Annotated in this window: 13 protein-coding genes; 7 read left to right on the top strand and 6 right to left on the bottom strand. The window is 66.4% G+C overall.

Annotation, left to right across the window (positions count from 1 at the left end; translation table 11 throughout):
- Nucleotides 1-146 precede the first annotated feature (146 nt).
- Entirely contained in the window at nucleotides 147-1,076 is a 930-nt protein-coding gene (locus AB4099_RS22895; protein WP_113515413.1) for a sulfite exporter TauE/SafE family protein, read from the top strand.
- Nucleotides 1,073-1,846: a TIGR02186 family protein gene (locus AB4099_RS22890; RefSeq protein WP_441479733.1), complete on the top strand. Its 774-nt coding sequence runs from the start codon at nucleotides 1,073-1,075 to the stop codon at nucleotides 1,844-1,846. Before AB4099_RS22895 ends, AB4099_RS22890 begins: the two co-directional genes overlap by 4 nt.
- A 109-nt stretch (nucleotides 1,847-1,955) precedes the next feature.
- On the opposite strand, the gene AB4099_RS22885 is transcribed toward AB4099_RS22890, so the two are convergent.
- Nucleotides 1,956-3,212 (bottom strand): molybdopterin molybdotransferase MoeA, encoded by a 1,257-nt coding sequence (locus tag AB4099_RS22885; RefSeq protein ID WP_441479732.1) that lies wholly within the window; start codon nucleotides 3,210-3,212, stop codon nucleotides 1,956-1,958.
- Nucleotides 3,213-3,219: 7 nt separating this feature from the next.
- The gene (mobB, locus tag AB4099_RS22880; protein WP_113515301.1) at nucleotides 3,220-3,750 is read right to left on the bottom strand and encodes a molybdopterin-guanine dinucleotide biosynthesis protein B; all 531 of its coding nucleotides are present in this window, start codon (nucleotides 3,748-3,750) and stop codon (nucleotides 3,220-3,222) included.
- 239 nt (nucleotides 3,751-3,989) lie between these two features.
- Here mobB and AB4099_RS22875 point away from each other — a divergent pair, with 239 nt between their 5' ends.
- The 4 genes from AB4099_RS22875 to AB4099_RS22860 all read left to right on the top strand — a co-directional run bounded on the left by AB4099_RS22875 (nucleotide 3,990) and on the right by AB4099_RS22860 (nucleotide 7,088).
- Nucleotides 3,990-4,220, top strand: a complete 231-nt coding sequence (locus tag AB4099_RS22875) for a sulfurtransferase TusA family protein (RefSeq protein ID WP_113515300.1) — start codon at nucleotides 3,990-3,992, stop codon at nucleotides 4,218-4,220.
- Nucleotides 4,221-4,246: 26 nt separating this feature from the next.
- Complete coding sequence (locus AB4099_RS22870; protein WP_441479731.1) at nucleotides 4,247-5,380, top strand: Mrp/NBP35 family ATP-binding protein; 1,134 nt, start codon at nucleotides 4,247-4,249, stop codon at nucleotides 5,378-5,380.
- Between the two features lie 163 nt (nucleotides 5,381-5,543).
- The gene (locus tag AB4099_RS22865; protein ID WP_441479730.1) at nucleotides 5,544-6,566 is read left to right on the top strand and encodes a MerR family transcriptional regulator; all 1,023 of its coding nucleotides are present in this window, start codon (nucleotides 5,544-5,546) and stop codon (nucleotides 6,564-6,566) included.
- A 120-nt stretch (nucleotides 6,567-6,686) separates the two neighbouring features.
- Nucleotides 6,687-7,088 carry an SRPBCC family protein gene (locus tag AB4099_RS22860; RefSeq protein WP_441479729.1) on the top strand — a complete coding sequence of 134 codons (402 nt, stop codon included), beginning with the start codon at nucleotides 6,687-6,689 and terminating at the stop codon, nucleotides 7,086-7,088.
- Nucleotides 7,089-7,278: 190 nt separating this feature from the next.
- Here the strand turns inward: AB4099_RS22860 and mobA are convergent, their stop codons facing one another.
- Both mobA and AB4099_RS22850 read right to left on the bottom strand, forming a co-directional pair.
- Nucleotides 7,279-7,905 (bottom strand): molybdenum cofactor guanylyltransferase MobA, encoded by a 627-nt coding sequence (gene mobA, locus AB4099_RS22855; protein ID WP_441479728.1) that lies wholly within the window; start codon nucleotides 7,903-7,905, stop codon nucleotides 7,279-7,281.
- Nucleotides 7,906-7,957: 52 nt separating this feature from the next.
- Nucleotides 7,958-8,476: a DUF2478 domain-containing protein gene (locus AB4099_RS22850; RefSeq protein ID WP_441479727.1), complete on the bottom strand. Its 519-nt coding sequence runs from the start codon at nucleotides 8,474-8,476 to the stop codon at nucleotides 7,958-7,960.
- Between the two features lie 195 nt (nucleotides 8,477-8,671).
- Between AB4099_RS22850 and AB4099_RS22845 the strand changes: the two genes are divergently transcribed.
- On the top strand, nucleotides 8,672-9,916 hold the full coding sequence (locus AB4099_RS22845) for a peptide ABC transporter permease (RefSeq protein WP_441479726.1): 1,245 nt from the start codon (nucleotides 8,672-8,674) through the stop codon (nucleotides 9,914-9,916).
- Between the two features lie 21 nt (nucleotides 9,917-9,937).
- Here the strand turns inward: AB4099_RS22845 and AB4099_RS22840 are convergent, their stop codons facing one another.
- Together AB4099_RS22840 and AB4099_RS22835 are read right to left on the bottom strand one after the other, a co-directional pair.
- On the bottom strand, nucleotides 9,938-10,927 hold the full coding sequence (locus AB4099_RS22840) for an ABC transporter ATP-binding protein (RefSeq protein WP_441479773.1): 990 nt from the start codon (nucleotides 10,925-10,927) through the stop codon (nucleotides 9,938-9,940).
- Between the two features lie 17 nt (nucleotides 10,928-10,944).
- Entirely contained in the window at nucleotides 10,945-11,931 is a 987-nt protein-coding gene (locus AB4099_RS22835; protein WP_441479725.1) for an ABC transporter ATP-binding protein, read from the bottom strand.

Below are 11,931 nucleotides of genomic sequence, written 5' to 3'. Positions count from 1 at the left end.
CGCAGCCATCAGAGGTTGATCGCGACTTCAGCCGATCCGGCCGCAGCATCTTCTTCGTCCACGATAAGGATTTGCCTAACCGGATTGGTGCAATCTGGGACGAGCCGGCGCCGAATCTCATGCCGCGCCGGCACACGAGGGCAAAGGTGCAGATTTATCTTCCGATCGCGGAACTGCCGATCAGCATCCTGATGGTGCTGGGTCTGAGCGGTGCCGTCGGCTTCATCTCCGGCCTGTTTGGGGTCGGCGGCGGCTTCCTGCTGACCCCTCTTCTGATCTTCCTCGATATCCCTCCGGCAGTTGCCGTCGCGACCGTGGCCGCCCAGGTCGCCGGCTCGTCGATGACCGGCGTCCTGACCTACTGGCGCCGCAAGGCGCTCGACCTCAAGCTAGGCAGCGTCCTGGTCGGTGGTGGTATCATCGGCACCGTTTTCGGCGTTCTGTTCTTCAACTCGATGCGCCGGCTCGGCCAGCTCGATCTGGTCATCACCCTGTCCTATGTGACGCTGTTCACCATCATCGGCGGATTGATGCTCTATGACGCGCTGCGCTCGGCGCTGCGCGCCAAGGCGGGCAAGCCGGCACGCCGGCGCCGTCAGGCCGGCACACACCCGCAATGGATGAAGCTGCCCTGGCGCATGCGCTTCCACAGTTCGCAGCTCTACGCCAGCGTCATCCCGATCGCCGCGCTCGCCATCGTGATCGGTTTCATCGGCGCCGTGCTGGGCGTGGGCGGTGGCTTCATCCTGGTGCCGGCGCTGATTTATTTCTTCCGCATCCCGCCAGCGGTCGTCGTCGGCACCTCCTTGTTCCAGATCCTGGTGACAATGACGGGCGCAACCATGCTGCACGCCGTCACAAACCAGTCGGTCGACCTGATCCTGGCGGCACTGCTCCTGGTCGGCGGCGTGATCGGGGCCCAGTTCGGCGGCCGGGCGGCGCGCAATCTGAATGTCGACTCCTTCCGTCTGCTGCTTGCGCTGCTGATCCTGTCGGTGGGCCTGCGCTTCGCAATCGAGCTGTTCATCCCGCCAAGCGACCCCTTCTCGGTCGTCCTGCCGGAGAGCGCGCGATGAAGGGCTTCAGGTCCCTGGCCGCTGCGTTGCTGCTGACCTCCATCGCGGCCACTGCGTCGCGTGCGGAAACGCTGATCGCATCCGTGTCGAGCCATCAGATCCAGATCTCCTCGAACTATACCGGCGATCAACTGACTGTCTTTGGCCTGGTCGAACGCGGCGGGCGGACGGTGGCCCGCGGCGACCCCTACGACATCGTGGTCACGGTGCGCGGGCCGCAGCGCATGCTGATCGTCCGCGAGAAGGAACGGCTCGGGCCGATCTGGATCAACCGGACGCAGCGGCGCTTCGTCGATCGCCCGATATTCCTGATGGTGTCGAGCAACCGGCCCCTGAACGAGATCGTCAATGAGGATGCGGCCCGGCGCGACAGGATCGGGCTGGCCAACACCCAGCGCAACTTGCCCCCGGAGCTCTATTATGAGGAGAGCACCGTGCGCTTTCGTCAGGCGCTGATCCGCATCCTCGAAGACAAGGGTCTCTATGCGCAGGACGAGCGCGGCGTCACCTTCCTGTCGGAAACGCTGTTCAGCGCGCCGATCGATGTGCCCGCGACGGCACCGACCGGCTCCTACGAGATCGAGATCGCGCTCTATTCAGGCGGCGCCATGCTGGCGCGCCAGACCACCAATTTCGAGGTGATCAAGACAGGCATCGAGCAGCGGCTGGCGACCGGCGCACATGACCATCCGTTTCTTTACGGGCTGGCCACGGCGGCCATGGCGCTGCTCCTCGGCTGGCTTTCCAGCGTCATCTTCCGGCGCGACTGAGCACTTCGCTAGACCATCGGACCGGATATCGTATCCGGTCCGATGGTCTAGCCTTCTGTGTTCGCATCGGCCTTCCCGAAAACGGCAATCCACTTTTCGGGCCGACGCCTTAGGCGATCAGGAGATCATAGGCGAGGAACGGCACGAGGGTGCCGAACTCGAGATATGTCAGTTCCTCCGCGAGCTCCACCAGCCCGTGCGTGCGCGTCAGCGAGGTCACGCCCCCGGCTCCGTCCAGAGGATGCTTGGACGCGATCATGACACCGTCCGGTCCGGAAGCGAGTGAAACACCGACATATTCACGCCGCCCGGGCTTCTTCCGATAGGGGAAGCCGAGCCTTACGGGCAGCGGCACCGGAGCAACATGGGCCGAGCCAGCAAGCCGTGCCACGACCGGGCGTGCGACAAAGGCGAAAGTGACGAACACGGCAACCGGATTTCCCGGCAGGCCAATGAACGGCACGCCTTCGATGACGCCCATGGCCACCGGCCGGCCGGGCTTGATGCCGATGCGCCAGAAGACCAGCGCGCCAACCTGTTCGACCGCCGTCTTGACGTGATCCTCCTCACCGCTCGAGACGCCGCCGGAAGTCAGGATCAGGTCGCAACTCCGAGCCGCGGCGCTCAGCTGCGCAGCCAGGCTGCGCGGCTCGTCACGCAGGATGCCGAGATCGACCACATCCGCCCCCGCCCGCGCCACCAAGGCACGCAACGCAGCGCGGTTGGCGTCGTAGATCGCCGCCGGCGACAAGGGTGAGCCCGGCTCCGACAGCTCATCGCCCGTCGAAAAGATCGCGACGCGGGGCCGGCGACGAACGTCGACCGAGGCCTGGCCGAGCGCAGCCAGCAGCGCGAGATCCTGCGGCCGCAGGCGCCGGCCTGCCGACAGGGCGGTCTCTCCGCGCGCGATATCCTCGCCAGCCGGTCGGGCATTGGCACCGCGTTTGAGGCCCGCGGGCAGACGGACGATGCCTTCCTCCACCGTCACATCCTCCTGCATGAAGACGGTATCGGCTCCTTCCGGTATCGGCGCGCCCGTAAAGACCCGGACGGCCACGCCCGCCGTCGCGACGCCCGCCGCGTCAGTGCCGGCGGCGAGACGGCCTGAGAGCGCGAGGCGGGTCTCTCCTGCAGGGGCCAGATCGACGTAGCGCACCGCATAGCCATCCACGGCAGAATTGGCGAAAGGCGGGAGATCGAGACCGGCCACGACATCGCTGGCGAGAACCCGACCATCGGCGTCAGCCAAGGCGATCTGCTCCGTGCCATCCACCGGCCGAATCCGCTGGCCCACAAGTTCGGCTGCCTGCTCGATGCTCATCAAGGGGCCACCGAAGGCGAAACGATCCTCGCTGAGTTGCGCCATCCTGCCCTCAACCCTGTTGCTGCACGCGAGCCAGAATGGCGGTGAGCGGCTCAGCGCCGGCAAGCACAATCTCCGCGATTGCGGCGATGTCGTCGAGATCGACAACAGGGCGGCCCGCTTGCGGAAATGCGCTGTCGGAGGCAATCGCGACGATCATGGGGTCGCCCGGATGCAGCGGCGGCTTGGCGTTGGCTGCGCGATGCACCTCGATCTTGAGATGCGGCTCGCGCTTGAACCCCTCGATAATCACCAGATCGACCGGGGACAATCGCAGGAGCAGGTCCGGCAAATGCGCTTCCGGCGCGCCACGAAGTTCATGCATCAGCGCCCAGCGGCGCTCGGACGAGATCAGCACCTCATGAGCGCCCGCCTGGCGATGTTCGAAGGAATCCTTGCCTGGCCGATCGAGGTCAAAGCCGTGATGCGCGTGCTTGACCGTGGAGACCGAGACTCCGCGGCGTGCAAGCTCCGGGATCAAACGCGTCAGCAAGGTCGTTTTTCCGGCACCGCTCCACCCTGCCAGGCCGATCACACGCATCAAAGCAGAATCCCCCCAAAACACGACCGGGTACCAAGGGCACCCAGTTGTCATCTGGCATGCCCCCTTCCCGGTCAAGCCAAGCGGATTGGACCGCCACCGCTCATGTCCGCGATCATCTCCCATTTCGCAGCACCGGCAGAGCAGCAAGGCCCCCGCGCTCCGCTGCGAAGGGCCGGTGGTTGCTCCTTCGCAAGAAGCCATCATATGAAGCACTGCATATTCGACAGGTGCGGCCCATGACCTCGATCCCCCTCAACCTGCGTGGCCTGAAGTGCCCCTTGCCGACACTGCGCGTGCGCAAGGCGCTGAGAGGCGCCGACGCGGGAGCCTTGTTCGTGGTCGAATGCACCGATCCCATGGCGGCGATCGACATTCCCAACCTGATGCGCGAGACGGGCGACGCAATCGAGGTCAGCCATTCCGAGGGTGAACTTCTCGTCTTCCATATTCGCAAAGCTGCGGCCTGACGCCGCGCCAGCCGGAGTATGCCTTCGTGGCCCTGACCGAATCCGACATCCTGCGCGCGCTCGAGCTGGTGAAACTGCCCGCGAGCGGCCAATCGCTGCGGGCTTCCGGCCGTATCACGGAAATCCTGATCGACGGCGGGAAGGTGATCTTTGCGATCGGCATCGACCCGACCGAGGCTGAGGCGATGGAGCCCGTGCGAAGGGCCGCGGAAAGCGCGGTCGGCGGCATTCCGGGCGTCACCCAGGTTCTGGTCGGGCTCACAGCCGACAAGGCGCCGTCGCGACCGGCGCCATCTGCGGCCGCGCAGGCACGCCAGCAGGCGCATGGCCGGCCAGGTCCCGGCGGACCGGTGCCGAAGGCCGCGGGCGTGCCCGGCGTCAAGCAGATCATCGCGGTGGCAAGCGGTAAGGGCGGTGTCGGCAAATCGACGACCACGGCCAATCTCGCGGTCGCGCTTGCGATGCTCGGCCTCAAGGTCGGCGTACTCGATGCCGATATCTACGGCCCCTCCGTGCCCAAGATCTTCGGCATCACCGGTAAGCCCCGACTGGTCTCCGGCCGGACGCTGGCACCGATGGAGGCCTATGGGCTGAAGATCATGTCGATCGGCTTCCTGATCGACGAGGAGACGCCGATGATCTGGCGTGGGCCGATGGTGATCTCGGCCATCACCCAGATGTTGCGCGAGGTCGCCTGGGGCGAACTCGACGTGCTCGTCGTCGACATGCCGCCCGGCACGGGTGACGCGCAGCTCACCATGGCGCAGCAGACCCCACTCGCGGGTGCAGTGATCGTCTCGACCCCTCAGGATCTGGCTCTGCTCGATGCCCGTCGCGGCGTCGCCATGTTCAAGCGCGTCGAGGTGCCGATCCTCGGCATCGTCGAGAACATGAGCTATTTCGTCTGCCCGGAATGCGGCCACCGCTCGGACATCTTCGCCCATGGCGGCGCTCGGCACGAGGCAGAGCGGCTGGGTGTACCCTTCCTTGGCGAGATCCCGCTTGCCATGCCGATCCGCGAAACCTCGGATGCCGGCCGGCCGATCGTCGCGAGCGACCCCGACAGCCCCCATGCCAAGGCCTATCTGGCCATCGCGCGGCAGGTTCAGGCGGGCCTGAGCGGAAAGACCCGGGTCGCACCGCGCATCGTCATCGAATAGAGACGCCGCCCTCGGCCCGAAATCAGACGTCGACAGCGAGCGGATTCGCACCTCCGGCCTCGTGTCGCGCGCATCGAAGCGATGGACATCCCGAGCGCCCGGTTGACCCGGCCCCTGGGACCGCCCCGATAAGGGCAGCGGTCAGCCGGAAACGAGGTGATTCGTGAGCTCTTCCACCCCATTCCTGAACGCTGCCGAGGCGGCCAGGCGGCTCGGTGTGTCCGCCAAGGCGCTACGCCTCTACGAGCAGCGCGGGCTCGTCGCCCCGGTCCGCACCATGGCCGGATGGCGCGCCTATGGTCCGGCCGAGATGGCTCGTGCCGCCGAAATTGCTGCGCTGCGCGCGCTCGGGCTAAGCCTCGTCCAGGTCGCGCGCGTGCTTGGAGGCGATGCCCAGTCGCTGGAACCAGCCTTGGCTGCTCACCAGGCTTCGCTCGAAGAGCGTGCCCGCCAGCTCGTAGGAACGTTGGAGAAGGTCCGCAGCCTGCGGGCTGACCTTGCCAGAGGTCAGGCACCGGCGGCCGGAGAACTGGTGCGCCTGCTGGAGCCCGCAGTCGAACGCGGTGTCGCCTTCGAATTGCCCTGGCCCTGGGGCGGCGAGCGGTTTGAGCTGCGCGAAATCCTGCCGCTGAACTACATTGTCGGCCCGCTCGGCAGCGGCAAGACGCGGCTGGCCCGGCGCCTGGCGGATGCCTTGCCCGATGCGGCTTTCCTCGGACTCGATCGGGTCGCGGCCGAGGGCGCAATCGGCCGGGCAGGAACGGATCCCGACCCGGTCTTGAAGTCTCGGGTCGCCCAGACCCTGGCCCGGCTCATCGACGACGGCGCCCGGATGTCGGGTGCGCTGGTCGCCCTGCTCGCAGAACTGGAAGCGGAGCACCCCGCGGCTCTGGTCGTCGACATGATCGAGGACGGGTTGGATCAGGCCACCCAGCAAGCCCTGATCGCCCATCTGCGCCGCCGCGGGCCACATGGACGACCGCTCTTCATGCTCACGCGCTCCTGCGCGATTCTGGATCTGGCAGCCGTGGGGTCCGACGAGGCTATCATTCTCTGCCCTGCCAATCACAGCCCGCCGGTCCGTGTCGCCCCCTATCCCGGCGCTCCCGGCTACGAGGCCGTCGCCACCTGCCTGGCCTCACCCGAGGTGCGGGCCCGGGTCGCATGCCCACCCCGGCTGGCGTAATCAATCGACCTTCCGCACCGGCGCCCAGACGCCCAGACGCCCGGGGCGGATACCGGAACAGCTTCAGGCATTTGCCAACGTTCTTCTTTTGTTCTAGTTTGGTCGAGAGGAGGTCATTCCATGCCCGTTCAGCCCGCACGCCATATCAGCATCTCGATCGGCAGGCCGATCGAGCAGGTCTATGGCTTTCTGGCGGAGCCCAGGAACTTCCCGAAATGGGCCGAAGGGCTGGGCCATAGTTTCAGGCATATCGAAGGCATGACCTGGGCGGCCGAGACCCCGATGGGCCTGATGCGCATCCTGTTCAGCGAACCCAATCCTTACGGTGTGCTCGACCATGCCGTGATCCCCGATCACGGGGAGCCGATGCACAACCCAATGCGCGTCGTCGCCAATGGCAATGGCAGCGAGGTGATCTTCACTCTCTACAAGCGACCTGAGATGAGCGACGATGATTTCGCTCGCGATTCCGACTGGGTCGCGAGCGATCTGAGGCGTCTCAAAGCGCTACTGGAAGGCTGACGGCATCGATTGGTCGATGTCGACGCCATCGCAAGCGCGAGGAAGAAAACCCGAGATCGAAGCCTGAGCACGCCAGATTGACACTGCCCGATGGTTTCCGAAGCCCCTCGGCGCTTCCGTCGAGAAGCCAGCACGCGCCTTCAGCGCCGGATTCTGCTGCTCGCTGGGACAGTAAGCGCCCCAACCACCATCACGCATCGCTCAGCCGGGCATGAAGCTGTTCGGCCTCGACCAGGTCGTCAGGACGATTGGCATTGAAGAAGGGGTCAACCGGCTCGACCGGCCACTCCACCGCTGCAACACCATGGCGCGCCGTCCAGCGGCCGATCTTGCGCTCATCCTCGACGATGAGTGCCTGCCGCAAGTCGTCACGCAGCGCGACCGGCCACAGCCCGATCACCGGATGGTCCCAGCCGCCCGATGCAGCACAGGCCAGCGGAACATTGGCCGCTGCGCGCGCCGCATGGAGCCGTTGCACGAGATTTCGCGGGATGAAGGGCGTGTCCGCCGCAACGCTGACCATCCAGACATGGCCAGGGTGGTTCACGGCCATCCAGTCGAGCCCGGCCAGGATGCCGGCGAGCGGCCCTGCGAAACCGGGCACGCTGTCGGCGACCACCGGCAAGCCGAAATCAGCAAAGCGCTCCGGGTCGCCATTGGCGCTGATCAGAAGTCCGTCGCATTGCGGCCCCAGCCGATCGACGACATGGGCGAGGAGGCTGCGCCCGGCGATCAACCGAAGCGGCTTGTCGCCGCCGCCCATGCGACGGGCGTGCCCCCCGGCGAGGAGGAGACCAATTGTGGAGGGGCTGTTCATAACATGGCCTGCAAATGCCGCATCTCACGCTCACGGCCGGCGGCCTCCTGCCTCACGCCGGAACTCCGAGCCGAGCCGCAGCCCAGATCTCCACGGCTCGGATCTCAGGCGGCAATGGAGTCCAGTCATCGCCGGCAAATTCGCGCCAGGCCGCAACGAAATCCTCGCGGACGGCGATCAGCACCGGCAGGCCCGACAGCGCCGCGGCCGCGATCTCCTGGCGCAGGCCTTGACCAAGCAGCTCCTGCCGCCCGAATTTATTGACGATCACGAGATCGATGCTGTCCGTCAGGGCGGCCGCGACCGCTCCTCCCGCTGCTGCAAGGCCGGCAACGTCAAGCCGGCAGCCCGATGCGCCTGCGCCGCGGTCCTCGCTGATCGGAAAACGCCTGCCATTCGCGAGGTCCTCCAACGCCATGGAGTGACAGTCATCCCCGCAATCATCGCTATTGTGCTGGATGACACCGCCGAGCTTCAGCCCCTGCTGCTTCATCTGGCCGGCAACGCCCCCCAAGAACGCATCGATCTGGAAGCCGGAGGCGTAGACGATTGCGGCAAGCGTATTCATCATTCCTCCATCCCACGAAACATCATCCCCAGCCAGAACCCTGATCGCAAGGTGCTATCATGCCGTCATGGCCCTGCGTCAGATGCCGGCTCAGTGTTGCAGCGCACCTACAGTCGCGCGGGCTGCCACGGGCTAGGGTGCTGCGGGGCTGACGTCCGGCGTGTTCTCCGGTCAAAGCCGTTTGTTCGGTTGCCGTCCATGATCCGCCACAACGCCAGTGCCCCGATTGACCCTGCCGCAGACGCGGCCTTGCTGCTGCGTCGCATCGGCTTCGCCACGCTTGCGCTGGCACTGCCGATTGCGTCGCTGGTATCGCGCCGCGCTGCCGTCGTGCTTACGCCGATAGGGGTCGCGTTGCTCATCATTGCCTCGCTGATCGAGGAGCGGGGGCAGTTCGGCAGGAACCTGAAGGCTTCTCTGCTGAGCCGGCCGGGCATGATCCTGATGGGCCTCGTGGCATGGGCTGTGCTCTCGCTGGTCTGGAGCCCCTACACGCTTTCGGCGACCGAGAAAGCCACCAATCTGCTCCTTGCCGTGGCGCTCGGTTTCTGCGGTGCGGCGGCGCTGCCGGAGCGGATGCGTGCCTCGAACCTCAACCTCGTTCCGCTCGGCACCGGTATCGCCGCGCTGTTTGCGCTCGCGCTGCTGGTCGCCGGGAATATGAGCACTGCCGGCGTCTCCCCGGGCGTCGAGCGCGGCGTCAGCGTCGTGCTGATCATGTCGTGGCCCGCCTTCGCCTGGCTCCTCTCGCGTGCGCGCGGCCTGAGCGCGCTGGGCCTCGCACTCGCCGTCGGCCTGCTTGCCATGACCCGCTTCGAGGATGGCGAGGCGGTGGCGATGATCTGCGGCACGGTGGCCTTCGGAGCGATCAGCGCCAATCGTGTCGTCGCCGCTCGCGCCATTGCCATGATCGTTGCCGGGCTGATGTTGCTGGCGCCGCTCCTGCCCTTCCTGCTGATGCCGATCGCCTCGCGCTTGCCCGACGATCTCGCCCTCACCCTCGGCATCTGGGCCGACATCGTCAGCCGCGAACCGGTTCAGCTGATCACCGGGCACGGCCTCGACACCGTGCTGCGCGGCCGCCTGACGGGTGGCCTGCCTCAAGACACGCCGACGACCATTCTGTTCGAATTCTGGTACGAGCTCGGCCTTGTCGGAGCCGCTTCGGCCGCGATCTGCCTGTACTTTGCGATCAGGGCCGCGGGCCAGATGGCGGGAGCGCTCGCCGCCGGCGTCACTGCCGCCTATGTCACGGCCTTCGCGCTTGCCGTGCTGGGCTTTGCCACCTTCCAGACCTGGTGGCTGATGACGCTCGCCTCCGTCGCCCTGATGTTCACGGCGATTGCCCGCGGGCAATACCGGACCGAGCGACCGCTCGCACCATTGATGCCGCAGCCTGCCGCGAACAGCAGGCCAAAGGCCGGCGGGCCGGCTTCCTCCTGATCGACCTCTGAGCGGCGCGGCTCAGGCCGCTGCCGCCCGCTCGCCATTCACGGCATGACAGGCGACACCGTCGATCACCGCGGGGTTTTCGACCTTGCAGCGGCCGAACGCCAGCGGGCAGCGCGGATGGAAGGTGCAGCCGGAGGGCGGGTTGATCGGGTTCGGGATTTCGCCCTTCACGCCCTCGCGCGCCTTGCCGACCATGGCGAGATCCGGAACCGCATCGAGCAGCATCCGGGTATAGGGATGGCGCGGGGCCGAGAAGAGCTGCTTGCCCTCGGACACCTCCACAAGCCGGCCGAGATACATCACGCCGATGCGCGTGGCCATATGCCGGACCACGGCGAGGTTGTGCGAGATGAAGAGATAGGTCAGCCCGAATTTCTGCTGCAGATCGCGCATCAGGTTGAGGATCTGCGCCTGCACTGAGACATCGAGCGCCGATGTCGGCTCGTCGCAGACGATGAACTCGGCATTCGAGGCGAGCGCGCGCGCGATCGCGATGCGCTGGCGCTGGCCGCCGGAGAACTCGTGCGGGAACTTCTTGGCGTCATCGGGATGCAGGCCGACCAGCGTCAGCAATTCGCCGATGCGGGCAGTGATGTCGCTCTCGCCCTCGATGATGTCGAAGGCGCGGATCGGCTCGGCGATGATCCGGCCGACACGCCAGCGCGGGTTCAGGCTGGCATAGGGATCCTGGAAGATCATCTGGATGCGCCGGCGCATCCGCTGACGCTCCTGCGCGACCGCGACGTCGTTCATCGAGATGCCGGCGATGCTGACCGTACCGCCCGAGGGCGGCAGCAGGCCGACCACCATGCGCGCGACGGTGGACTTGCCCGAACCGGATTCACCGACGAGCGCGAAGGTCTCGCCCTTGCGGATATCGAATGAGACCCCGTCGACGGCCTTGAGATACTGCTTCGGCGCGTGTTCGAGCACGCGGTTGAGCCAGGGTTTCGACACGTCGAAGACGCGCTTCAGGTCGCGGACCTGGACGAACGGGGACACAGGCGGAGGGAACTGGCTCACGCTGCGATCTCCGCTTTGGGCTGGTCGTAGAGATGGCAGGCGACCTGCCGGTCGCCGACCCTGGTCAGCTCTGGCCGCTCGACATGGCAGCGGGCGAAGGCATGGGCGCAGCGCGGATTGAAGGCGCAGCCGCGCGGAATGGCCGAGAGACGCGGCATCGAGCCGGGAATCTGCACGAGGCGGTCGGCATCCCCCTCGATCGAGGGGATGGCGCCCATCAGCCCCTTCGCATAGGGGTGGAGCGGGTCCTTGACCACATCGCGCACCGGCCCGATCTCGGCGATCCGCCCGGCATACATCACCGCAACCCGGTCGGCCGTTTCGGCGATGACGCCCATATCATGGGTCACCAGCATCACCGAGGTGCCGCGCTCGCTGCAGAGGCGTTTGATCAGCGCGATGATCTGGGCCTGGACCGAGACATCGAGCGCGGTCGTCGGTTCGTCGGCAATGATGAACTCCGGCTCGGCGCAGAGCGCGAGCGCGATCACGACACGCTGGCGCATGCCACCGGAGAACTCGTGCGGATAGCCGTCGATCCGGCGATCCGGCGCCGGGATCCCGACCTCGTCGAGCAGGGCGATGGCGCGCTTGCGAGCCTCCGCCGCATTGAGGCTGGTATGAGTCCGGATCGTCTCGATCAACTGCTCGCCGACCCGGTAGAGCGGGTTCAGGCTGGTCAGCGGATCCTGGAAGATCATGCCGATCCGCTTGCCGCGGATCCTGCGCATGGCCTCGGGCGGCAGGTTGTCGACGCGTTCACCCGACAGCACGACCTCGCCGCCGGCGATGCGCCCCGGCGGGTCGATCAGACCGATGATGGCGGACCCGGTGACGGACTTGCCGGCGCCGGATTCGCCGACGACACCGAGCACTTCGCCGCGTGCGATATCGAAGGAGATCTTGTCGAGCGCGCGCAAGGTGCCGCGCCGCGTCACGAATTCGACGGTCAGGTCACGGACGGAAAGAACGGGGACGGTCAT

The organism is Allobosea sp. 2KB_26 (genome assembly GCF_052115715.1).
Taxonomy (GTDB): domain Bacteria; phylum Pseudomonadota; class Alphaproteobacteria; order Rhizobiales; family Beijerinckiaceae; genus Allobosea.
This window is presented reverse-complemented; position numbering and strand designations above follow the sequence as displayed.

Bases quoted from the DNA above. Each gene is read 5' to 3' on its own strand.
- AB4099_RS22890 (WP_441479733.1), top strand. From the start codon at position 1,073: ATGAAGGGCTTCAGGTCCCTGGCCGCTGCGTTGCTGCTGACCTCCATC.
- AB4099_RS22885 (WP_441479732.1), bottom strand. From the start codon at position 3,212: ATGGCGCAACTCAGCGAGGATCGTTTCGCCTTCGGTGGCCCCTTGATG.
- mobB (WP_113515301.1), bottom strand. From the start codon at position 3,750: ATGCGTGTGATCGGCCTGGCAGGGTGGAGCGGTGCCGGAAAAACGACC.
- AB4099_RS22875 (WP_113515300.1), top strand. From the start codon at position 3,990: ATGACCTCGATCCCCCTCAACCTGCGTGGCCTGAAGTGCCCCTTGCCG.
- AB4099_RS22860 (WP_441479729.1), top strand. From the start codon at position 6,687: ATGCCCGTTCAGCCCGCACGCCATATCAGCATCTCGATCGGCAGGCCG.
- mobA (WP_441479728.1), bottom strand. From the start codon at position 7,905: ATGAACAGCCCCTCCACAATTGGTCTCCTCCTCGCCGGGGGGCACGCC.
- AB4099_RS22850 (WP_441479727.1), bottom strand. From the start codon at position 8,476: ATGATGAATACGCTTGCCGCAATCGTCTACGCCTCCGGCTTCCAGATC.
- AB4099_RS22845 (WP_441479726.1), top strand. From the start codon at position 8,672: ATGATCCGCCACAACGCCAGTGCCCCGATTGACCCTGCCGCAGACGCG.
- AB4099_RS22835 (WP_441479725.1), bottom strand. From the start codon at position 11,931: ATGACCGTCCCCGTTCTTTCCGTCCGTGACCTGACCGTCGAATTCGTG.